This is a genomic window from Mesorhizobium sp. M0292, from assembly GCF_040321695.1.
In the GTDB taxonomy this organism is placed as follows: domain Bacteria; phylum Pseudomonadota; class Alphaproteobacteria; order Rhizobiales; family Rhizobiaceae; genus Mesorhizobium.
On record NZ_JAMYSB010000021.1, the window covers coordinates 1 to 23,645 of the forward strand.

At 64.2% G+C, this 23,645-nt stretch carries 17 protein-coding genes; 9 read left to right on the top strand and 8 right to left on the bottom strand.

All coding sequences use genetic code 11. The features are described 5' to 3' along the window. Positions 1-119 precede the first annotated feature (119 nt). The 8 genes from NKI96_RS25155 to NKI96_RS25190 form a co-directional block, all read right to left on the bottom strand. Positions 120-1,064, bottom strand: a complete 945-nt coding sequence (locus NKI96_RS25155; protein ID WP_023694455.1) for an ABC transporter permease — start codon at positions 1,062-1,064, stop codon at positions 120-122. Beyond that, on the bottom strand, positions 1,061-2,116 hold the full coding sequence (locus NKI96_RS25160) for an ABC transporter permease (RefSeq protein WP_023683937.1): 1,056 nt from the start codon (positions 2,114-2,116) through the stop codon (positions 1,061-1,063). The genes NKI96_RS25155 and NKI96_RS25160 overlap by 4 nt, the downstream gene beginning before the upstream one ends. A gap of 281 nt (positions 2,117-2,397) precedes the next feature. Further along, positions 2,398-3,909, bottom strand: coding sequence for an ABC transporter ATP-binding protein (locus NKI96_RS25165; RefSeq protein WP_352806777.1), 1,512 nt, complete (start codon positions 3,907-3,909; stop codon positions 2,398-2,400). Between the two features lie 173 nt (positions 3,910-4,082). Further along, the gene (locus NKI96_RS25170) at positions 4,083-5,108 is read right to left on the bottom strand and encodes a BMP family protein (protein WP_023694458.1); all 1,026 of its coding nucleotides are present in this window, start codon (positions 5,106-5,108) and stop codon (positions 4,083-4,085) included. 128 nt (positions 5,109-5,236) lie between these two features. Next, a complete protein-coding gene (locus NKI96_RS25175) occupies positions 5,237-6,184 on the bottom strand; it encodes an ABC transporter permease (RefSeq protein ID WP_352806779.1) in 948 nt (315 codons plus the stop codon). Between the two features lie 2 nt (positions 6,185-6,186). Beyond that, positions 6,187-7,161 carry an ABC transporter permease gene (locus NKI96_RS25180; RefSeq protein ID WP_352806782.1) on the bottom strand — a complete coding sequence of 325 codons (975 nt, stop codon included), beginning with the start codon at positions 7,159-7,161 and terminating at the stop codon, positions 6,187-6,189. 1 nt (position 7,162) lies between these two features. After that, the gene (locus NKI96_RS25185; protein WP_352806785.1) at positions 7,163-8,680 is read right to left on the bottom strand and encodes a sugar ABC transporter ATP-binding protein; all 1,518 of its coding nucleotides are present in this window, start codon (positions 8,678-8,680) and stop codon (positions 7,163-7,165) included. A gap of 48 nt (positions 8,681-8,728) precedes the next feature. Then, a complete protein-coding gene (locus NKI96_RS25190; RefSeq protein ID WP_023670464.1) occupies positions 8,729-9,742 on the bottom strand; it encodes an ABC transporter substrate-binding protein in 1,014 nt (337 codons plus the stop codon). Between the two features lie 204 nt (positions 9,743-9,946). Between NKI96_RS25190 and NKI96_RS25195 the strand changes: the two genes are divergently transcribed. The 9 genes from NKI96_RS25195 (at position 9,947) to NKI96_RS25235 (ending at position 23,623) form a co-directional block, all read left to right on the top strand. Then, a complete protein-coding gene (locus tag NKI96_RS25195; RefSeq protein ID WP_502900303.1) occupies positions 9,947-12,367 on the top strand; it encodes a glucan 1,4-alpha-glucosidase in 2,421 nt (806 codons plus the stop codon). A 42-nt stretch (positions 12,368-12,409) separates the two neighbouring features. Next, positions 12,410-13,423 carry a phosphogluconate dehydrogenase (NAD(+)-dependent, decarboxylating) gene (gene gnd, locus NKI96_RS25200; protein ID WP_352806786.1) on the top strand — a complete coding sequence of 338 codons (1,014 nt, stop codon included), beginning with the start codon at positions 12,410-12,412 and terminating at the stop codon, positions 13,421-13,423. 23 nt (positions 13,424-13,446) lie between these two features. Next, positions 13,447-14,820 (top strand): glucose-6-phosphate dehydrogenase, encoded by a 1,374-nt coding sequence (gene zwf / locus NKI96_RS25205; RefSeq protein WP_352806789.1) that lies wholly within the window; start codon positions 13,447-13,449, stop codon positions 14,818-14,820. 117 nt (positions 14,821-14,937) lie between these two features. Next, positions 14,938-15,642, top strand: a complete 705-nt coding sequence (locus tag NKI96_RS25210) for an ROK family protein (protein WP_023737961.1) — start codon at positions 14,938-14,940, stop codon at positions 15,640-15,642. Between the two features lie 214 nt (positions 15,643-15,856). Further along, the gene (locus NKI96_RS25215; RefSeq protein WP_023687743.1) at positions 15,857-16,321 is read left to right on the top strand and encodes a Ros/MucR family transcriptional regulator; all 465 of its coding nucleotides are present in this window, start codon (positions 15,857-15,859) and stop codon (positions 16,319-16,321) included. Between the two features lie 133 nt (positions 16,322-16,454). Next, the gene (locus NKI96_RS25220; protein WP_023736801.1) at positions 16,455-17,555 is read left to right on the top strand and encodes an aminotransferase class I/II-fold pyridoxal phosphate-dependent enzyme; all 1,101 of its coding nucleotides are present in this window, start codon (positions 16,455-16,457) and stop codon (positions 17,553-17,555) included. 158 nt (positions 17,556-17,713) lie between these two features. Beyond that, positions 17,714-18,955: an MFS transporter gene (locus NKI96_RS25225; RefSeq protein WP_023670472.1), complete on the top strand. Its 1,242-nt coding sequence runs from the start codon at positions 17,714-17,716 to the stop codon at positions 18,953-18,955. Between the two features lie 361 nt (positions 18,956-19,316). Then, positions 19,317-20,423, top strand: a complete 1,107-nt coding sequence (locus NKI96_RS25230; protein WP_023687741.1) for an efflux RND transporter periplasmic adaptor subunit — start codon at positions 19,317-19,319, stop codon at positions 20,421-20,423. Further along, positions 20,420-23,623: an efflux RND transporter permease subunit gene (locus NKI96_RS25235; protein ID WP_352806791.1), complete on the top strand. Its 3,204-nt coding sequence runs from the start codon at positions 20,420-20,422 to the stop codon at positions 23,621-23,623. The genes NKI96_RS25230 and NKI96_RS25235 overlap by 4 nt, the downstream gene beginning before the upstream one ends. Positions 23,624-23,645: the final 22 nt, after the last annotated feature.

The window sequence follows — 23,645 nt, forward strand, 5'->3', positions numbered from 1 at the left end:
GGTGGGTGGTTTTTTTTTTTTATATATAGTTTTTCTCGGTTTTTTTTACCCCCCGCGGGGGGCCCCCATCCCCCCCCCCGGTGGTGGGGTTCTGTTTTTGGGCGCCAAGTCCTACTCGCTTACCGCTCTTCTCGTCGAAACGGCTTCAGCAGCGCCGACGGCGCAACCGCGTTGCGTGACATCACGGCCATCGCGACGATGGTGAAAATGAACGGCAGCATCAAGAACGTCTCATAGGGAATATGCCCGAGGCCGCTCGCCTGCATGCGCAATTGTAGCGCATCGACGAAGGCGAACAGCAGCGCCGCGCCCGCAGAGCGCCACGGGTCCCAGCGGCCGAACACGACCAGCGCGATCGCCACCCAGCCACGGCCCGACACGACACCAAAGGTGAAGGCGTTGAACTGTGCCATGGTGAGGAAGGCGCCCGCAAGCCCCATCAGCGCACCGCCGAGGATGACCGCCTGGAAGCGCGTGGCGATGACGCTGACCCCAGCGGAATCAGCGGCGCGCGGGTTCTCGCCGACCATCCGCACCGACAGCCCCCAAGGCGTGCGGTAGAGCACGAAAGCAGCGAGCGGGATGGCAATGATTGCCAAGTAGACCAGCGCAAACTGGTTGAAAACCGCTGACCCCAGAACCGGAATATCCGACAGCAGCGGGATCGGCACCGTCTGAAAACCCTTGATGCTGGGCGGCACCGATTGCTGGCCGAAGGTCAGACGGTAGAGGAAATAGGCAAGGCCGGACGAGAACAAAGTAACGCCGATGCCGCAGACATGCTGGCTGAGGCCGAGCGCCACGGTGAACAGCGCATGCAGCGCACTCATCGCCATGCCGGTCAACACCGCGGCCAGCACGCCGAGCCACAGGCTGCCGCTGAGGCTGGCGGCGGTGAAGCCGGTCATCGCGCAGAGCAGCATGATGCCTTCGATACCGAGATTGAGCACGCCGGCCCGCTCGGAGAACATCTCGCCCAGCGTGGCAAATGCCAGCGGCGTGGCGATGCGGATAATGGCGGCGAGGAAGCCGACCTGAAAGATCTGTTCGAACACCGCGCTCATAAGGCGGCACCGACGCGGCGGATGCGATAGGCCGTGAACAGCAGCGCCACCAGCATGGCGAGCAGCGCCGTGCCCTGGATGACATCGCTGAGGAACGCCGGCACGCCGGTGGCGCGCGACATCGCTTCGGCGCCGGTCATCACGGCGGCCAGGAAGATCGCCGCCGGTACGACGCCGAGCGGATTGAGCCTGGCCAGCATGGCAACGACGATGCCGGAATAGCCATAGCCCGGCGAAATGTCGCTCATCACCTGGAAATGCACGCCGCCGACCTCGCCGACGCCGGCAAGCCCGGCCAGCGCGCCCGACAGCAGCGCCGTCGAGATCAGCACCCGCTCGACATGTATGCCGCCATAGCGGGCGGCTTCCGGGCTTTCGCCGGTGACCCTGATCCGGAAGCCGAGCGTGGTGCGCACGATCAGGAACCAGATCAACGGGGCCGCGATCAACGCGGCGATGACACCCAGATGCAGCCTTGTGCCTTCGAGCAGCACCGGGAAATTCGCCGAATCCTCGATCGGCGGCGAGATCGGATAGCCGCTGAACGAGTCCTTCCACGGCCCCTCGATCAGCGCCATCAGCGCATAGTAGATGACCGAGTTGAGCAGCAGCGAGCTGACGACGTCATCCACCTTGAATTTGACCCTGAGCGTCGCGGGCACCAGCGCTACCGCGGCACCGGCAGCAGCGCCCGCCAGCGCCATCGACAGGATCGCCAGCGCGCCCGGCATTGGGATGGCGCCGACGAAGCAGCTGGCCACGGCGCCGGCCAGCAATTGGCCCTCGGCGCCGATGTTCCAGAATTTGGCCCGGAAGGCGACGGCCACAGCCAGCCCGGTGAAGATCATCGGGGCGGCGCGCACCAGCGTTTCGGTGATGGCATAGCTGTCGCCGAACGAGGCCGACAGCATCACGCCATAGGCCTCAAGCACGCCGGCGCCTGCCAGCGCGATGAGGCCGCTGCACAGGACCAGCGCTGCGCCGATGGCCAGCAGCGGCAAAGCGAGATTGAACCAGGCGGGGGTGGAACTACGGGCTTCGAGGCGGAACATCAGCTATGCCCCTCCGCCGCCCAGACGGTCGCGCCGCCCTTCATCCGCCTGCCGGCACCTTCTCCCCGAATAGACACGGGGAGAAGGGATCCGGGCCCTATGCAACTCCCCTCTTGCAGCTGTGGTGATTGGCGAAACCATGGGTGAGAGCCCCTCTCCCCGTCTCTATACGGGGAGAGGATGCCGGCAGGCAGGTGAGGGGCAGCGCTGACGCTTAAAGTCAGCCAAAAGCGGGCAGTATTATTTGAGGTTTCTGCGAGGAACCGAGTGAGAAAGTCCATCTAGGCTCTGCCCTCCGCCCCGGTCATCAGCAGCCCAAGCCGCGCGATGGTCGCATCGGCGCTGTCCAGCGTGCCGGCGATGCGGCCCTCATACATCACCGCGATGCGGTCGCAGAGCACCAGCAGCTCTTCGAGATCCTCGCCGATGACGATGATCCCGCAGCCCTTGGCACGCATGTCGAGGAATTTTTCGTGGATGAAGCGGGCGGCACCGATGTCGAGGCCGCGCGTCGGCTGCGAGACGATCAGCACCTTCGGGTCGAAATCCAGTTCGCGCGCCAGCAGCGCCTTCTGCAGATTGCCGCCCGACAGCGCGCCGGCGCGGGTCATCGGCCCGGGGCACCTGATGTCATAGGCCTTGATCTGTTCTTCGGCGAAGGCGCGGATCGCATCTGGCTTGAGCAGGCCCCGGCTGCTGAAAGCCGCAGTACCAATGCGCGGCAACACCATGGAATCGGCGAGCGGCAGATTGGTGACCAGCCCGGTCGTCATACGGTCTTCCGGGATGCGGCCAAGGCCGAGCGCCTGCACCTCGCGCGGCGAGAACCGCGCAACAGGTTTGCCGGCTATCGTCATCGCGCCGGCGTCGGGCGCGCGCGTGCCGGAAATCACCTCGGCCAGCGCCCGCTGGCCATTGCCGGAGACCCCGGCAATGCCGAGGATTTCGCCCGCGCGAACGGCAAGCGATACGTCGCGCAGCGGCGTCCCCGAATGCCGTGAGGTGGAAATACCGTCGAGCGTCAGCACCGCCGCGCCTGGGGTCGAAGGTCCTCTTGCCGGCGGCACGATCTCATGGCCGCACATCAGCTGCGCCATTTCTGCCGATGTCGTGTTCGCCGGATCGTCGACACGGCCGGCGACGCGGCCATGCCGCAACACGGTGCAGCGATGGGTGAGCGCCCGCACCTCGTTCAATTTATGCGAGATGAAGATGATGCCGAGCCCCTGCGCCGCCATCGAGCGCAGCGCCGAAAACAGCCCGTCGACCTCGCTCGGCGCCAACACCGCCGTCGGCTCGTCGAGGATTAACAGCCTGGCGCCGCGAAACAGCGCCTTGACGATTTCGAGCCGCTGCTGCTCGCCGACCGACAGCGCGGAGACAGGCAGGTTGGGGTCCAGCGTCAGCCCATGCTGACGGCTGATGTCGGACAACCGGGCAAGTCCGCCGGCGCGGTCGATGCGGCCGGATTTGCCGGGAATGCCAATCAGAAGGTTTTCCAGGACCGTCAGCCTTGGCGCCAAATGAAAATGCTGGTGCACCATGCCGATGCCGGCGGCCAGCGCATCGGCCGAACTGGTGATCCGCACGGTCTTGCCCTGGATAAGAATTTCGCCGGCATCCGGCGCATAGGCGCCGAACAGCACATTCATCAGCGTCGTCTTGCCGGCGCCGTTTTCGCCCAGCAGGCCGAGGATCTCACCTGGGGCGACGCTTAGATCGACAGCCTCATTCGCCTTGACGGCGCCGAAGCTCTTGGTAATGGCGCGCATTTCGATGAGAGGGGCGGACAAAGGTGCTCCTGCGGAGATACCCCTCCCCCTCGAGGGGAGGGTGCCGAGCGAACCGAGGCGGGTGGGGTCACCTCAACTGCCTCAACCCATGACTTAGCAGGATGGAGCACTTCGCGGAGGACCCCACCCGGCCCTGCGGGCCACCCTCCCTCAAGGGGGAGGGGTACGCCGAGCTAATCCGAAACCGGCGTGTTCTCATCCACATCCACCCGGAAATTGCCTTCCAGGATCTCGGCCTTCTTCTTCTCGACCAGATCCTTCACATCCGCCGGCAGCGTCTTGTCGAATTTATGGTAGGGCGCCAGGAACGACCCGCCCTTGGCCATGCGCGAGAAATCGCCATAATCCTGCGCGGTGAAGACACCGGCCTTGACCAGCTTGATCGCCTGCTCGACCGTCGGATACATGTCCCAGACCGGCCCGGTTATGACCGTGTCGGGGCCGAGGCTCGACTGGTCGGACATATTGGAGATGGCGAGTATCTTCTTGTCCACCGCTGCCTCGATGACGCCGAAGCGCTCCGCATAGATGACATCGACGCCGGCATCGATCTGGGCGACCGCCGCTTCCTTGGCCTTGGGCGGATCGAAGAACGAGCCAATGAAGGCGACCTTCTTCTTGATGTTGGGATTGACCTCCTTGGCGCCGGCAAAGAAGGCGTTGACCAGCCGGTTCACTTCCGGAATGCCCATGGCCGCCACCGCGCCGATCGTGCCCGACTTCGACATCTTGCCGGCGATCATGCCGGAGAGATAGGCCGGCTCGTGGATCCAGTTGTCGAAGACGCCGAAATTGGGCTCGGCCGGGCCGGCGCCCGAGCCGAACAGCCATGCCGTCTTCGGGAACTGCTTTGCCGTGCGGCGCGATTCACGCTCGGCGGCGAAGGCGTCGCCCAGCACCAGCTGGTACCCGCCTTGCGCATATTCGCGCATGACGCGGCTGAAATCGGCGGTCTGCACCTTTTCCGACCATTTGTATTCGATACCGAGTTCCTTCTCGGCCTTCTGCAGGGCGACGTGGATCTGGTTGTCCCACGGCTCCTCGATCGGCGTGGCGAAGATCGCCGCCACCTTCAGCTTCTTGTCCTTGGCGAGGGCTGCACCCGGCAGCATGGCTGCGGCCAGGCCAAGTGCGCCGAGTTCCAGCACGTCGCGCCGCGACAGGCCGGTCGATTGCGATTTGTTTTTCCGGTTTTCCATCTAGTGCCCCTCTGTTTGACAGCCGTGTCGAGCCGACTGTTCCGAAATCAGACGCGGAACTATGGAACGGGTGCGGACTTTTGTCCACATGGTCAAATTTGGCGGGACTGCTGCCGGGCTCACGCCTTTTAGCGCAGCGCTTTCTCGCCGCCGGCTACGGTGATGACGCCGACGATGATCAGCCCGGTCAGCAACAGCCGAACGCCGGCGCTGACGCCGAACGTGTTGAGCATGGTCAGAAGCAGTACCAGGAACAGCGCCGCGCCCCAGACACCGGGAACATTGGCCTTGCCGCCGGCGACCGAGGTGCCGCCGATGACGACGACGGCGATCGAGGCCAGCAGGTACTCGTTGCCGATATCGACATTGGCGCCGCGGAAATAGCCGGCGAGCAGCGCCCCGTCCATGCCGCCGAGCGCGCCCGACAGCGTGTAAGTGAGGAAGCGGGTGCGGCCGACATTGACGCCGGCAAGCCACGCGGCGCGGATGTTCTGGCCGATCGCCAGCACCGAGCGGCCATAGATCATGCGCTGCAAGGCGATGGCCGCACCGATGGTGAACAATACGGCAAGGATCGCCAGCACTGGAATGCCCAGGATTTGCCAGTTGGCAAAATCGGCAAAGCCGGGCGGCGGCTTGATCTGCAGGCCACGCCCATAGCTGATGTCGATCGACTGGATGATGAAGCTGGCCGACAGAGTGGCGATGATCGGCGGGATCCTCAGCGCCCAGATCAGGAGATAGTTGACGGCACCGATGGCAGCGCCGCAGGCGAGCGCGGCGAGCAGCCCGACCACGATCATGGAATCGCTGCCGCCCATGACCTTCATGGCGACGGCGCTGGCGAGCCCGATATTGGCCGGCAGCGACAGGTCGACATTGCCTGGCCCGAGCGTGATGACGAACATTTGGCCGACGCCGACGATGACGGTGAACACGGCAAGCGAAAGTGCCGCCGTGATCATGCCGCCGCCGCCATAGCCGCCGGTGAAAGCGATGGTCGCCAGCCAGACGAACATCGCGCCGATAAACGACCAGATCCAGGGTTTGGCGACAAGCGATTTAACCAATGTCATCGCTACCTCTCCCTGCGGCTGATCAGGACGCGGGCCGCCAGCACGATGATCAGGATGGCGCCGTTGGCCGCGACCTGCCAATCCGGCGGGATGTGCATGAAGGTGAGCAGAGGCGATGCCGCCAGCGCCAGTGTCAGCGCGCCGAGCACGGCCCCTATGGGCGACACCCGGCCGCCGACGAACTCGCCACCGCCGAGGATGACGCCGGCGATCGCCAGCAGCGTGTAGCCATTGCCGATATTGGCGTCGGCCGAGGTGGTGATGCCGATCAGCGCCATGCCGGACAGAACGCCGAACAGGCCGGTCAGCGCAAACAGCACGATCTTGGTTCGAAGCAGCGACCAGCCAGCGCGCCTGAGCGCCGCCGGATTGCCGCCGGATCCCCGCAGGATGACGCCATAGGAGGTGCGCATCAGCCCAAAATGCACCACCGCTGCGATCGCCAGCGCGGCGATGATAGGGAACGGAATGAAGGGCGGCTTGAAGGCCATCAGCGACAAGAGCCAGTCCGGCGCCTTGCCACCGGGCTTGGGCAGCACCAGAATGGCAAGCCCCTGCCAGACGAAGCTCATGCCCAGCGTCACCACGATCGACGGCAGATTGCGCAGATGGATCAGTGCGCCGAGCAGCGCATAAACGCCTATGGAGCCGAGCAGGATGATCACGCCAAGCAGCGGCGCATCCTTCAGCCATGTGGCGGTGACGCAGCCGACAAAGCCGACGAATGTGCCGATCGACAGATCGAGCTCGTTGCCGGCGATGACGAACATCTGGGCGATCGTCGCCAGCGCGATCGGGATCGCCAGATTGAGCATCAGGCTGAAGCCGAAATAGCTGATGGCTCGCGGGTTGAGCCAGGCGATGGCGAGCAGCACCAGAGCCAGCGACAGCGCAGGTAACAGGCTGCGCAGCATACGGGCGCGGGCCGCGGCATTGCTGCGCGACGAGGAACTTGGGCCGGGAGCGATTGCCGTCATCTCAGGCCGCATCGCCGAATGAGGACTGGATGATCTTTTCCTCCGTCAGCTCGTCGCGCGTGAGATTGGCGACGATGCGGCCGTTCTTGAAGACATGGATGTAGTCGCAATTGTCGAGTTCTTCAGTCTCGGTGGTGTACCAGAGGAAGGTCCGGCCCTTGGCCGCCTCCTCGCGCACGAGATCGTAGACCTCGAGCTTGGTGCCGATGTCCACGCCGCGCATCGGATCGTCCATCAGCACGATCTGCGCATCGGAGCCGAGGGCGCGGGCAAACAGCGCTTTCTGCTGGTTGCCGCCGGACAGCGAGAAGATGTTGTTGGTCATGTCGGGCGTGCGGATGCCGATCTTCTGCTTCCAGAACTCGGCAAGCTCAGCCTCGCGCTGCGGCGAGATCAGCAGCCCTTTGCGCAGCCGCGCCAGTGAGCGGATGCCGATGTTTTCGGCAATAGACCATTGCGGGAAAATGCCGTCCGATTGGCGGTCTCCGGCCACCAGCGCCACCGGGGCGGTCACCTCGATATCAAGCCTTCTACGCGTCGCGGCGGCAAAGATCGCCAGTAACAGGTCGGTCTGGCCATGGCCGGCAAGCCCGGCAAGCCCGATGATCTCGCCGGCGCGGGCGACAAGCTCCTTGCCGTCCTGCTGCCGCTCGGGCCGCGCCCGCACCCTGAGCGGGCCCGCCGCCGGCCTGGCGGCGATCTCCGCCGCGATCTTCTCGCGCGCTTCCGCGCCGCCCATCGTCGTCACCAGCCGGTCGCGGTCGAACGCTTTTGCCACGTCCGTGGCGACCACCTTGCCGTCGCGCATCACCACGATGCGGTCAGCATTCTGCAGCACCTCGCCCAGCACATGCGAGATCAGGATGCAGCTGCCCCCGGTGGCTACGAAACGGCGCACGAAGGCAAGCAGCTGGCCCGCAGTATGCGCGTCCAGCGAAGAGGTCGGCTCGTCGAGAATGACCAGGTCGAGCGGATCGCGCGTCACCGTGAAGGCGCGCGCCACCTCGACCATCTGCCGCCGGCCGATGGAGAGATCGCCGGCAATGTCGTCTGCCGAGATGCCGTGATCCGGAAAGATTTCGTCCAGCTTGGCGGCAATGAGAGCAGCCGCCTTGCGTCGCCAGCCGAAGCCGGTGAGCGCCGGATGGTTGATGCGCGTATTCTCCGCGATACTGAGGTTAGGGCAGAGCGACAGTTCCTGGAACACGCAGCGTATGCCGAGTTTCAGCGCGCGCGCCACCGAGTAGTCGGTTTCGGCATTGCCACGCACCGCGATCTCACCGCCATCGGGCTGCAGCGTACCGGCCACCATATGCATCAGCGTCGATTTGCCGGCTCCGTTGTGGCCGACCAGCCCGACGCATTCGCCTGATACAACATGGAAGTCGACGCCGTTAAGCGCCCGAACGGCGCCGAAATGTTTTTCGGCGCCGTTCAGCCTGATGATGTCCAAATGGGCGGCGCCGAAATGTTTTTCGGCGCCGCCCAGTCTGATGATGTCCGTATTGGCCTCAGGCATGCTCAACGATATCCGGTCGGTCATGCCGCTGGCAATGAATGCAATGCATCACTTGATATTGGCTTTGATCGCCGCGATTGCGTCTTCCTGGCTGTATTCGTGGGTGGCGACGCCGCCCTCCTTGATTTTCGGCAGCTCGGTCTCGAAATTGTCCTGGGTAAAGGCGAGATACGGCACCAAAAGGTCATGCGGAATGTCCGTGCGGCCGTCGAGCACCTGCTGCGCCACCCAGAAGGCCAGCGACGACACGCCGGGCGCGATCGAGGCCGACCAGGTCTGGTAGCCGTCCTTGTCCTTCTGCTCCTTCCACCATTTCAGCTCGTCCTGGCGGTTGCCCATGATGATGGTCGGACGCGGCTTGCCTGCGGCGGCAAAGGCTTGTGCCGCGCCATAACCGTCACCGCCCTGGTCGACGATGCCGACGATGTCGGGCAACGACGGCAGGATCGTCGCGACCGCCTTCTGCGCCGTCGTCTGGTCCCAGTCGCCGGTCACCGAACCGACGATCTTGAACTCGGGATGGGCGGCGACGCCTTCGAGGATGCCGGCATGGATGGCATCGTCGATCGAGGTGCCGGCAAGGCCGCGGATTTCCAGCAAATTGCCGCCCTTGGGCTGGAATTTGGCCATCTGCTCGACTTCCTGCTTGCCCATGTCCTTGAAGTCGACGACGACGCGGTAGGCGCAAGGTTCGGTGACGGTCCCGTCGAAGGAGACGACGACGATGCCGGCATCGCAGGCCTGCTTGATGGCGCCGTTCAGCGCATCCGGCGAGGCGGCGTTGATGACGATGGCGTCATAGCCCTGCAGGATCAGGTTCTGCACCTGGGCAGCCTGGGTCGGCACTTCCTTGTCGGCGGTGGTGAAGATGTCGGCGGCGCCGACGATCTTATCCTCCACCGCCTTCTTGGTGACGATGCCGTAGCTGTCGAGCATCGCCTGGCGCCACGAATTGCCGGCGTAATTGTTGGAGAAGGCGATCTTCTTGCCGCTGGTGTCGGCAAGCGCCGTGCCCGAGGCGAGCATCGCCGCCAGAGCGCTCAGGACGAGCAGTGTCTTCATGTCATAATCCTCCCATGGATTGTCGGCCCCGCCGACTGTTGCAGATGGTTTTGGCGTTGTCTGCCTGTTTTTTATCTATTGTCAGACAAATTCAGATACGCCCGCTTGTCAACTGCGATCGATCACGCTTGGACGATCAACTTCAGGTGCGGCGGTTGAAAAGCCTTCGCGTGCTGGTCTAGGGAAGGGTCCAGGAGACCATGCATGGCAGCGATGCCGCCGACCCTTCCCCCCAGTGCACCCAAAAGAATGGGCGCCCCCGGAATTCCGGCGCGCTGGACGTCAAGCGCCAAGAGCGGCGTAGGTGCCGCGCTTTCGCCGGCGAGCCGCGTCTGGTTCACGCTCAGCCATGGCATCGTCAACGAGGTCTATTATCCCGGCCTCGACAGTGCCTGCACGCGCGACATGGGACTGCTGGTCACCGGTCCCGGCGGCTGGTTCTCCGAGGAGAAGCGTGACGCCACGCATGCCATCGAGCCGTTCGAGGACGGAGTGCCCGCCTATCGGCTGATCAACGCGACGGCGCGTTACCAGATCGAAAAGCGCATCCTGGCGGATCCGGCGCGCCCGGCCTTGCTGCAGGAAACCAGCTTCACGGCACTCGAGGGCGTGGCCACGGACTACCGCGTCTACGCCCTGCTGGCGCCGCATCTGTTCAATGCCGGCATGGGCAACACCGCCTGGATCGGCGAGCACAAGGGCAAGCCGATGCTGTTTGCGTCCGGGCACGGCGCCTGCTTGGCGCTTGCCTCCTCGCTGCCCTGGGGCGACTGCTCGGCCGGCTATGCAGGCTTTTCCGACGGCTGGCAGCAACTCAGCCGCGCCGGCCGGCTCGATCCGACCTGCCAAAGAGCGGAGGACGGCAATGTCGCGCTGACCGGCGAGATCGGCTTTTCTTTAGCCAACAGCGAAGCCTTGCTTGCGCTTGGGTTTGGGGCAACGCCGGATGAAGCGGCCGAAAACGCCGCCGCCAGCCTGAAACGCGGTTTTGAGCCGGCGGCAAAGGCCTATGTCGCGAAATGGCGGAAATGGCAGGCAGGCCTGACGCAGCTCGACCACCATGATGCATCCGGGCTCAACACCTACCGCGTCAGCACAGCGGTGCTGGCGACGCACCTGTCGCTGGCGAGGCCCGGTGCGGCCGTTGCCAGCCTGTCGATCCCCTGGGGAGCGAGCAAGGGCGACGACGACCTCGGCGGCTATCATCTGGTCTGGCCGCGCGACCTCGTCGAAACCGCGGGCGGCTTCCTCGCCGCCGGCGATCCGGCGCAGGCGCTTGAGATCCTCGCCTATCTCCGTTCCATCCAGCAGCCGGACGGCCACTGGCCACAAAATGTGTGGCTCGACGGCTCGCTCTATTGGCCGGGCATCCAGATGGACGAATGCGCCTTCCCGCTGCTGCTTGCCGATGGGCTGCACCGCGCCGGCCACCTGCCGCGCGCCAAGCTCGCCGCCTTCATGCCGATGATCGAGAAGGCCGTGTCCTATGTCGTGCGCAATGGTCCCGTCACCGGGCAGGACCGCTGGGAAGAGGATGCCGGCTACAGCCCATTCACGCTCGCCGTCGAAATATCGGCACTGCTTGGCGCCGCCGATCTGTTCGACGTCAACGGCAAACCCGAGCCGGCTAACTATTTGCGCGAGGTCGCGGATTGCTGGAACGACCAGATCGAGCGCTGGACCTATGTCAGCGGCACACCGGAGTGCCACGAGGCTGGCGTCGACGGCTACTACATCCGCATCGCGCCGGCCGACGCTTCAGGCGCCGCATCGCCGAAGGACGGCTTCGTACCGATCAAGAACCGTCCGCCGGGCGATACCGACAAGCCGGCCGAAGCGATTGTCAGCCCGGACGCGCTGGCGCTGGTCCGCTTCGGCCTCAGGGCCGCGGATGATCCGCGCATCGTCGGCACGGTCAAGATCATCGACGCGCAACTGCGCTGCGACCTGCCGCAAGGGCCTCTATGGTACCGCTACACCAGCGACGGTTATGGCGAACACGCCGACGGCGCCCCCTTCGACGGCAACGGCCAGGGCCGGCCCTGGCCGTTGCTGGCCGGCGAACGCGCCCACTACGAGCTGGCCGCCGGTAACAAGGACAAGGCGGCAAGCCTGCTCAGGACATTCGAGGCTTCGGCTGGCGTGGGCGGTCTGCTGCCGGAACAGGTCTGGGACGGCGCCGACATACCGGAGCGCGAATTGTGGCTGGGCAGGCCGTCGGGCAGCGCCATGCCGCTGGTCTGGGCGCATTCGGAACACATCAAGCTGTTGCGCTCGCTCCGCGACGGCGCCGTCTTCGACATGCCGCCGCAAGGCGTCAAGCGCTATGTCAGGGACAAGACCGGCTCGCCGCTGAGGATATGGCGCTTCAACAACAGGCTGCGCACCATGGAAGCCGGCAAGACGCTGCGGGTTGAACTGCTGCAGCCGGCACTGATCCGCTGGAGCGGCGACCAGTGGCAGACCAGCCATGAAATCAACACGTCCGTGAATGTCTTTGGCGTCCATCTGGCGGATCTGCCGGTGGCCGATATTCCGCGAGGTAATACGATCGTCTTCACTTTTTTCTGGCCCGACGGCGACCGTTGGGAGAATGTCGACTTCACCGTCGGCATTGAGAACTAACTCGCCCACAATTTTCTTTCCTCAAGCGACTAGGACAAGACCATGCAGATCGGAATGATGGGACTGGGCAGGATGGGCGCCAACATGGTGCGCCGCCTGATGCGCGACGGCCATGAATGCGTCGTCTACGACATCAACCCGGCAAGCGTTGCCGCCCTGGTTGCCGATGGCGCCATCGGCGCCGCATCGATGGAGGAGTTCGTCGGCAAGCTTTCCAAGCCGCGCAGCGCCTGGCTGATGCTGCCGGCGGCGATCACCGGCAAGATCGCCGACCAGGTGGCAGCATTGATGGAGCCCGGCGACATCATCATCGACGGCGGCAATTCCTATTATCACGACGCTGTCGACCAGGCGGCCGAGCTTGCGGCCAAGGGCCTGCACTATGTCGATGTCGGCACCAGCGGCGGCGTCTGGGGCTTGGAGCGCGGCTATTGCCTGATGATCGGCGGCCCCGATACGGCGGTCAAACACCTCGATCCGGTCTTCGCCACGCTGGCGCCCGGCGCCGATGCCGGCGCCACGCCCGACAAGGCGGGCGGGACCGCACCCTTTGGCTACCTGCATTGCGGACCGAGCGGCGCCGGTCATTTCGTCAAGATGATCCACAACGGCATCGAATATGGCGTCATGGCCGCCTACGCCGAAGGCATGAACATCCTGAAATCGGCCAATGCCGGCAAAAGACAGCGCACGGCGGACGCCGAGACCAGCCCTTTGGAAAACCCGCAATACTATCAGTTCGACATCAACCTGCCGCAAGTGGCCGAGGTCTGGCGCCATGGCAGTGTGATCGGCTCGTGGCTGCTCGACCTCACCGCCGGCGCACTGAAGAGCGACCCGGCATTGGCCCAGTTCGGCGGCCGCGTCTCCGATTCCGGCGAAGGACGCTGGACGCTGAAGGCGGCGATCGACACCGGTGTGCCGGCGCCGGTTCTGTCCTCGGCTTTGTTCGACCGCTTCTCCTCGCAGGGCGAATCCGAATTCGCCGACAAGCTGCTGTCGGCCATGCGCTATGCCTTTGGCGGCCATGTCGAAAAGCCGAAGGCCGGCAAGTGAAGGCCGCAGGGGAGACGCGCAAGATGAGCCCGGAACGGTCCGACACGCTGGTGCTCTTCGGAGCAACCGGCGACCTTGCCCACAAGAAGATATTTCCGGCCCTCTACCAGATGGTAGCCAAGGGGACGCTGACCGAGCCGGTGATCGGCGTCGCCTTCGATGCCTGGGACATCAACCAATTGCAGGCGCGGGCCCGCGACGGCATCGTCAACGCTGTCGGCAAGATCGACGAAAAGATCTTCGCCAAATTCGCCAATCTGCTGCGCTATGTCAGCGGCGACTACCGCGACGGCGCGACCTTCGAGAAGCTGAAGACGGCGCTCGGCTCGGCGCAGCGGCCGCTTCACTATATGGCGGTGCCGCCGACCATGTTCGAGACCGTCGTCCAGGGGCTGGAGCAATCCGGTACCGCGCATGGCGCGCGGCTGATGGTGGAAAAGCCGTTCGGCCACGATCTCCAATCGGCGCGCTGGCTGAACCGCGTGCTGCATCTGGTGTTCGAAGAGCAGTCGATCTTCCGCATCGACCACTATCTCGGCAAGGAGGCGATCCAGAACCTGCTCTATTTCCGCTTTGCCAATTCCTTTCTCGAGCCGATCTGGAACCGCAACTTCGTCGAAAGCGTACAGATCACCATGGCCGAGGACTTCGGCGTCGAAGGCCGTGGCAAATTCTATGACGATGTCGGCGCTATCCGCGATGTGATCGAGAACCATCTGCTCAACATCCTTTTGCTGCTCGCCATGGAACCGCCGGTCGGCCGCTCGGCCGACGATCTGATCGACGAGAAGGTGCAGGTGCTGCGCGCCATCCGCACGCTGACCAAGGACGACGTCGTGCGCGGCCAGTTCACCGGCTACCTCGCTGAACCCGGCGTGAAGCCGAACTCGCCGGTCGAAACCTTTGCTGCCGTGCGCTTCATGGTCGACACCTGGCGCTGGCAGGACGTGCCGTTCTTCATCCGCACCGGCAAGAACATGCCGGTGCATGTGACCGAAGTGATCGTGCGGCTGAAGCGGCCGCCGCTCGACGTCTTCGATCCGATCAAGCCCAGCGACGCAAATTACGTGCGCTTCCGCATCGACCCGCAGGTGGCGATCTCGATCGGCGCGCAACGCAAGGCGCCCGGCGACGATATGGTCGGCGAGCAGGTCGAGCTCACCGCGCTCGACGATTCGAAGGGCGACATGCCGCCCTATGAGCGGCTGATCGGCGATGCCATGAACGGCAATGGCCAATTGTTCACCCGCCAGGATGCCAGCGAGCTTGCCTGGCGCATTGTCGGCCCGGTGCTGGGCGACACCACGCCGCCGCATATGTATGAGCCGAAGACCTGGGGGCCTGCCGACGCCATGGCCAGCTTCGGGCCGCCCAACGGCTGGATCAATCCGACTTGAGCAATTCCAGGAAAGTGCGAGCGGTTTTTCCGTCCGGAATTGCGTAAAAACAAAGAGTTGGAGCATTCCCCCGTTTCCCTGAAACGGGGAACGCGCCAAGTGAGCGGAGGAAACGACATGGCCAAGGCAGCCAGGCCCGCGAAGGCCAAGGCGGAACCGATCGTGCTGACGATCGATGTCGGCGGCTCGCACGTAAAAATCCTCACCAGCGCAGGCGGCGAGATGCGCCGGGCCGATTCCGGACCGGATCTGACGCCGCAGCAGATGGTCGCCACGGTGAAGACGCTGGCCGAAGGGCTGCCCTATGACGTGATCTCGATGGGCTATCCCGGCCCGGTCAGGCACAACAGGCCTTCGCTCGATCCCGCCAATCTCGGCAAGGGCTGGGACGGCTACGATTTTGCCGCCGCCTTCGGCAAGCCGGTCAAGGTCGTCAACGACGCGCTGCTGCAGGCGATCGGCAGCTACGATGGCGGGCGCATGCTGTTCCTCGGCCTCGGCACCGGCCTGGGCGCGGCGATGATCCTCAACAATGTCGGCCAGCCGATGGAACTGGCGCATCTGCCGTACCGCAAGGGCGGCAGTTTCGAAGATTATGTCGGCGAGCGCGGCCTGGAGAAATACGGCAAGAAGAAATGGCGCAAATACGTTTTCGACGTCGTCGGGCGGCTGCGTGCGGCGCTGCAGCCGGATTATGTCGTGATCGGCGGCGGCAATGTCGACAGACTGGATGAATTGCCCGCCACATCCAGGCGCGGCGACAATACGCGCGCTTTCGAGGGCGGTTTTCGACTATGGCGCGACAGGGCGCTCATCGTCTGATAGTATTAAAATTCAGTATAGTTGTTCAAAATGACGTGTGGCGCGATACGAAGTCATTGCGTTACGCAGATTTGGCGATTAGATCGGTGGCACCGGATGGAATCATCTGGCGCAACCGCACATATGCGGCAAGACAAATGACTAGAGCGGATTTCCGGCTCCGCTGGGACCACTCTGGGAGTTTCCGCCACCCCCCTAGCGACGGAGAGATAAATTGGCCGACGACAGCAACGACTCTGACAAGGACATCGACCTGCTCGAGCTTACCGCCCATATCGTGTCCGCTTACGTCGAGAAGAACCGCTTGCCCGTTGCCGGCCTGAGCGATCTCATCGCCAGCGTTGCGGCGTCGATCGGCGGGCTCAGCCAGCCGCCGGCCCCAGTGGCGGCGCCGCAGATCCCGGCCGTCAATCCCAAGCGGTCGGTGACGCCGGACTACATCATCTGCCTCGAGGACGGCAAAAAATTCAAATCGCTGAAGCGCCATCTCGGCGTCCATTTCAACCTGACGCCGGAAGCCTATCGTACCAAATGGGGCCTGCCGGCCGACTATCCGATGGTCGCCCCCAACTACGCGGCGTCGCGCTCCGAGCTGGCCAAGTCGATCGGCCTCGGCCGCAAGGCTGCAGTGGCCGCGCCGGCGAAAGCCAAGGGTCGGAAGGCCAAAGTTCCGGCCTGAGTGGGATCAGCGCCTCGGCCCTGAGCCAATCGTTTGGACGACTGGAACAGAAGCCTGCCGGCGAATGAGCCTTGGCAGGCTTCGTGCTTTTGTGGCTTGGATACACCACAGAGATTGCTTTGGGGGAGCAGCGATGAACTACGCCAGAATGGTGATCGAGAAAGAGGCGCCGGAGGAATACGGCTACGATCGCATTCGGTTCAATCTCTCCGAAAGCTCGATCGCCGATCAGAAACTCTCCGACGTCGGCCTGTCGCTGCCGGATCTCACGCTGTTCTACGGCGAGCATCGCGGCGACAAGGAGTTGCGGGCGCTGATCGCGGCGCAAGACAAAGGCATCTCCGCTGACGATGTTCTGGTGACCGCCGGTGCGGCGGGCGCGCTCTTCATCATTTCGACCTCGCTTCTGTCGGAGCGCGACCATCTTGTCGTCGTCCGGCCGAACTACGCCACCAACATCGAGACCCCCAAGGCGATCGGCTGCGCCATCTCCTATGTCGATCTCGATTTCGACGCAGGCTTTGCCATCGATTTCGGCCGCGTCGCCGCCAGCATGCAACCGAACACCAAGCTGATCAGCGTCACCTGCCCGCACAACCCGACCGGCACGATGATGGGCCGGGCCGATCTCGACGCGCTGATTGCGCTGGCCGAAGCGAGCGGCTGCCATCTGCTGGTCGACGAGACCTATCGCGACCTCTCCTATGGACAGCGCCTGCCGGCGGCGGCTTCTCTCAGCCCCAAAGCGATCAGCGTCTCGTCGCTGTCGAAAGCCTTCGGCATTCCCGGCATCCGCATTGGCTGGCTGATCACCAGCGATGCCGAACTGCAGGAGCGCTTCCTCGCCGCCAAGGAGCAGATCGGCATTTGCGGCAGCGTCATCGACGAAGGCATTGCGCGCGGCATGCTGGGGCGCCGCGACGCTTTCTTGGGCGCGCTGCTGCCCGAGATGGCGAAACGCCGCGACATCGTGCAAGACTGGATCGACCGCGAGCCGCTGGTCGACTGGGTGCGGCCACAAGGCGGCGTCGTCGGATTTCCAAGGCTCAATGTCAGTCCAGACTTCGACCTCGACCGTTTCTACGTCAATCTCTTGGAAAACCACGGCACCTATGTCGGTCCCGGCCACTGGTTCGATATGCCCAAGCGCTTCTTCCGCGTCGGTTTCGGCTGGCCGAAAGAGGCGGAATTACAGGGCGGCCTCGACGCCATCACCGCCGCGCTGAGGCAGTAACGTCCGCGTGCAATCGGGCGAGCGGCTGGAAAACCACTTGATCCAGGCCCGATTTTCACGCATACGCGCCCCGAACTTTGATAAGTTTCATTGGCCGGAACAGCGCCCATTTCCGGGAAGTGCCCCGCCGGCCAATGCAAGCAACGGGGCCTGTATCCATGACATCCCATTCCCATACACCGCCTGACCGGCGTTACGCCGCCTTCCGCCATCGCTCCTTCCTGAGCTATTGGGCGGCGCGTTTCCTGACCACCTTCGCCACTATGATCGTGTCCGTCGCCGTCGGCTGGCAGATCTATGATCTGACGCGCGATCCCTTCGATCTCGGCATTGTCGGCATCGTCCAGTTCCTGCCGTCGCTGCTGCTGGTGCTGGTCACCGGCGTTGTCGCCGACCGTTTCGGCCGCCGCCTGATCATGGCGCTGGCGACGGTAGTCGAGGCAGGTTGTGCGCTTGTCCTGTTGTACTTCACGCTGCGCGGTCTCGTCAGCCCGCTGCCGATCTTCATCGTGCTGGCTATGTTCGGCCTGGCGCGCGCTTTTTATGGGCCGGCCTCGTCGTCGCTGTTCGCCAACCTTGTTCCGCCGGAAGATTTCGGCAATGCGATCGCCTGGAACTCGTCCGCCTGGCAAACGGCGACCATTGTCGGCCCGGTCGCCGGCGGCCTGCTCTATGGCGTCTCGGCCGAAGCCGCTTACGCCGTTGCCTCCGTGCTGATGCTGGTGGCCGGTCTGCTGATCTTCACCATTCCGAAACCGGCCCAGCAGAGCGCCACCGACAAGCCGACGATGGAGACGCTGTTTGCCGGCTTCCGATACATCTGGAGCGAGAAGATCGTCCTGGGCGCCATCTCGCTCGACCTCTTCGCCGTGCTTCTGTCCGGTGCCTCGGCGCTGCTGCCGGTCTATGCCCGCGATATTCTGGAACTCGGCCCGTGGGGCCTCGGCCTGCTGCGCTCGGCGCCCGGCATCGGCGCCATCTGTGTCGCGGTCTGGCTTGCCGGGCATCCGCTGCGCGACAGTGCCGGCAAGATCATGCTCGGCTTCGTCGCCGGGTTCGGCGCCTTCACCGTGCTGTTCGGCGTCTCGACCATCACCTGGCTGTCGATCCTGGCCCTTGCCGGCCTCGGCGCCACCGACATGTTCAGCGTCTATATCAGGGAGACGCTGATCCAGCTGTGGACACCCGACGAGGTGCGCGGCCGCGTCAACGCCGTCAACCAGGTCTTCGTCGGCGCCTCCAACGAAGTCGGCGAGTTCCGCGCCGGCACCATGGCGGCGCTGATCGGCACCGTGCCGGCGGTGGTGATCGGCGGCGTCGGTGCGATTGCCGTCGCCGGACTGTGGGCGGTGCTGTTTCCGCAACTGCGAAGGGTGCGGCATCTCAACAGCCGCAACTGATCGAGTAAGCCGCAGGATCCGGCGCTCGGTCCAAATCAGCTTGCGCCGATGACGGCTGAGATGGGCCGGAAGCGGATGGGCCGGTTCTGGGCGAACTAGCCAGATGGCGGGGCAGCCACAGGGTGGACATTTCAGTCCATATGGAAAATGATTATGTTGCCATGCACAATACTGCAGTGCTCTGGTCTCGACGAGAAACCTTAAATATAGAAGAGAACCACCCGACCTCCGGGTCCAGCTAGCGGGGACGCAAATGGACACTTCAGGGAATCGGCAATCGCATCGCGACGCAAGCGGGCGACCCAGCCGATCGGCCGGCTGGCTGGCCCGCTCCGCCGTCCCAGTGGCATTCCTGCTCGGCATGGCTTTCAGCAGCAACGCGTTTGCGCAGGACCAGCAACTGCCGGTGGTGACGGCGGCCAAGCCGGTGGTGCGTGAAATCGTCGAAGACGATGAGTTCGTCGGGCGCTTCGAAGCCGTCGACGAGGTCGCCATCCGTTCGCGCGTCAGCGGCTATCTGGACAAGATCAGCTTCCAGGACGGCGCACTGGTCAACAAGGGCGACCTGCTCTTCACCATCGACCAGCGTCCGTACCAGGCGGCCTACGATGCCGCCAAGTCGCAAGTAGACGTCGCCAAGTCCCTGCTCGAATTCTCCAAGATGCAGCTGGATCGCGCCGATGAACTCGCCAAGACCGGCAATATCTCGGCCGCGACGGTCGACGACCGTCGGCGGGAATACCTTTCGGCGCAGGCGCAGATGCAAGGCGCGACGGCTGCGCTGACGACGGCCAACCTGAACCTGGAGTTCACCGAGATCAAGGCGCCCTTGTCCGGCCGCATCGACCGCCGGCTGGTGTCGGTCGGCAACCTCGTGCAGCCGGATTCCACCTTGCTGACGACCATCGTCACGCGCGATCCGATCGACTTCTATTTCGACGTCGATGAGCGCCTGTATTTCAGCTACGCCCGCGACGCGAAGGAGCGCGGCGGCAGCATGCAGGAAGGCGCCGGCGGGCTCGAGGTGGTGGTTCGCGTCGCCGACCGCGCGGAGGCGGTATTCAAGGGCAAGCTCGATTTTGCCGAGAACCGGATCGACAACGCGACCGGCACCATGCGGGTGCGTGCAAGGTTTGCCAACGCCGACGGCGTTCTCCAGCCAGGCATGTTCGGGCGCATCAACGTGCCGGGGTCGCTGCCGCATAGCGGCGTCCTGGTGCCCGACGAGGCGGTCGGCGCCGATCAGGATCGCCGCATCGTGTACCTGGTGGATGAGGCCGGGATGGTGTCGGCGAAGCCCGTGCGCACCGGCCCGCTTCTCGACGGCTACCGGGTGATCCGCGCGGGCCTGACCGGCGACGAGACGATCATCGTCAACGGGCTGATGCACGCCAGGCCCGGCACCAAGGTGAAAGTCGAGATGGTGACGTTGCCGCCCAAGGTCGAGACCGCCGGGTTGCAGCAATGAGGTTCGCCCATTTCTTCGTCGACCGTCCGATCTTCGCATCGGTGGTTTCGATCGTCCTCCTGATCCTCGGCGGGATTGCTTATACCCAGCTGCCGATCGCGCAATATCCCGAGATCGCGCCGCCGACCATCGTCGTTCGCGCCCAGTACCCGGGCGCCGACGCCGAGACGGTCGCAGCGACGGTGGCAACGCCGATCGAGCAGGAGATCAACGGCGTCGAGGGCATGCTTTACATGTCGTCCTATTCGTCCGGCGACGGGGCGATGGCGCTGACCATCACCTTCAAGCTAGGCACCGATCTCGACCAGGCGCAGGTGCTGGTACAGAACCGCGTGTCGGTCGCCGAGCCGCGCCTGCCCGAAGAAGTCCGCCGCCTCGGCATCACCACCATCAAGAGCTCGCCCGACCTGATGATGGTCGTGCACATGCTGTCGCCCGACAATACCTACGACCAGCTCTACGTCTCGAACTACGCCCGCTCGCGGGTGCGCGACATACTGCTCAGGTTGGACGGCGTCGGCGACCTCATCATCTTTGGCGAACGCGAATATTCGCTGCGCATCTGGCTCGATCCGGAAAAACTGTCCGCCCTGGGGATGACCTCGGGCGATGTGGTGCAGGCGCTGCGCGACCAGAACGTCCAGGTGTCGGGCGGCTCCATCGGCGCGCCGCCGACCAATACCGGCACGGCGTTCCAGTACACGGTCACCACGCAAGGCCGCTTCAACGACGCACGCGACTTCCGATACGTGATCGTCAAATCGGCCGAAGACGGCCGCCTGATCCAGCTGCAGGACGTGGCGCGCATCGAGCTCGGCGCCAAGGATTACGTCACCAACTCCTATCTCAACGGCAAACCGGCGGTGGCGCTCGCCATCTTCCAGCGGCCAGGCACCAATGCGCTCGCCGCAGCCGCGGAGATCCAGGACAAGATGAAGGAGCTTTCCCAGGACTTCCCGAAGGGATTGAGCTACGACATCGTCTACAATCCGACCGAGTTCGTCGCCGAGTCGATCCAGGAGGTCTACAAGACGATCCTCGAGGCGATGGTTCTGGTCATCATCGTCATCATCGTCTTCCTGCAATCGTGGCGCATGGCGATCGTGCCGATCGTGGCGATCCCCGTGTCGCTGATCGGCACGCTGGCGGTGCTTTACGCCGCCGGCTTCTCCCTCAACATGCTGACGCTGTTCGGCCTCGTGCTGGCCATCGGCATCGTCGTCGACGATGCGATCGTCGTGGTCGAGAACGTCGAGCGAAATATCGCCAGCGGGCTGGCGCCCAATCCGGCGTCGCATCTGACCATGGACGAAGTCGGAACGGCGGTCATCGCGATCTCGCTGGTGCTGATAGCGGTGTTCGTGCCGACAGCCTTCATTCCCGGCATTTCCGGGCAGTTCTACCTGCAGTTTGCGATCACCATCGCGGTGTCGACGGCAATCTCGGCATTCAATTCGCTGACGCTCTCGCCGGCCTTGGCCGCGCTGCTGTTCAAGCCGCACCACACTGCTGCGGCGCCGCCGCGCTTTTTCCTGGCGCGGTTCGGACGGGCGCTCGCCGACGGCTTCAATCGCGGCTTCGAAAAGGTCGCCCATTGGTATTCGAGCATCGTGCGCGTGTTGGTCGGCTCGCGGATAGCGATCGCCGCCACGCTGGCCGTTTTCGCGGCCCTCATCTACGCCACGGTCTATATGGTTCAGACGGTGCCGCGCGGTTTCATTCCGTCGCTCGACCAGGGCTATGCGATCGTCGTCGTCCAGTTGCCGGACGGCGCCTCGCTATCGCGGACCGATGCCGTCATCCAGCAGGCGTCGCAGATCATCCAGAAAACGCCGGGCGTCGACTACGCGGTCGCCTTCGCCGGCTTCTCCGGTGCCACCTTTACCAATGCCAGCAACGCGGGCGTGATCTTCGCCAGGTTCAAGCCGTTTGACGAGCGACTGGAAGCCGGCCAGTCCGCGACCCAGGTCATCGGCAATTTGTTCGGCAGCCTGCAAAGCATCAAGGAAGCCTTCATTATCGCACTGCCGCCGCCGCCGATCCGCGGCGTCGGCAATGCCGGCGGCTTCAAGCTGCAGATCCAGGAGCGCAACAGCGCCGACATGCGGCAGATCCTGGCGCTTGCCTATGAAATTGCCGGCAAGGCCAACAAGACGGCGGGGCTGACCGGCGTGTTCACCACCTTCTCCGCGTCCAGCCCGCAATTCTTCCTGGCGATCGATCGCGACAAGGCGCGCATCCTGAACGTGCCGATCCCCAACATCTTCGAGACGCTGTCGATCAATCTGGGCACCGCCTACGTCAACGACTTCAACGCATTCGGGCGCGTCTACCAGGTGCGCGCGCAGGCCGACCAGGCGTTCCGCCTCGATCGCGCCGACATCTTGAAACTGAAGGTGCGCTCGGCGACCGGCGCGCTGGTTCCGCTGGGCACGTTGATCGAGATCCGCGACGTCACCGGCCCGGCGCTGGTCCAGCGCTACAACATGTACGTCTCCGTGCCGCTGCAGGGCAACGCCGCGCCCGGTGTTTCCACCGGCGATGCGCTTGCCAAGATGGAAGAGATCACGGCACAGACGTTGCCGGCCGGTACCTCCTACGAATGGACCGAACTCGCCTATCAGGAGCGCAACACCGGCAATGCCGCTGTCTATATCTTCGGACTGTCGGTGCTGTTCGTGTTCCTGGCGCTGGCGGCGCAATATGAAAGCTGGGTGCTGCCGTTCGCCATCGTGCTGGTGGTGCCGCTCGGCGTGCTCGCGGCGTTGCTCGGCGTGTCGTTCCGAGGGCTGGACAACAACATCCTCGTGCAGATCGGCCTCATCGTGCTGATCGGACTTGCCGCCAAGAACGCGATCCTGATCGTCGAATTCGCGCGGCAGGCGCAGGAACGCGGCCTGTCGGCCGCCGAGGCTGCCGTCGAAGCCTGCCGGCTCAGGCTGCGGCCGATCCTGATGACCGCCTTCTCGTTCATCCTCGGCGTCGTGCCGCTGATGATCGCGACGGGCCCGGGCGCGGAAATGCGCCAGTCGCTCGGCACCGCGGTGTTCTCCGGCATGCTGGGCGTCACTTTCGTCGGCCTGTTCCTGACGCCGGTGTTCTACGTCACGCTAAGGTCGCTGTTTTCACGGCGCAAGCCGCATGCGGAGGCCGAGCCTTCGGCACCAGCAGAGGTGCCGTCGGAGACGGCCGCCGAGTAGTGTTACACGGGCAGTTCGTGGC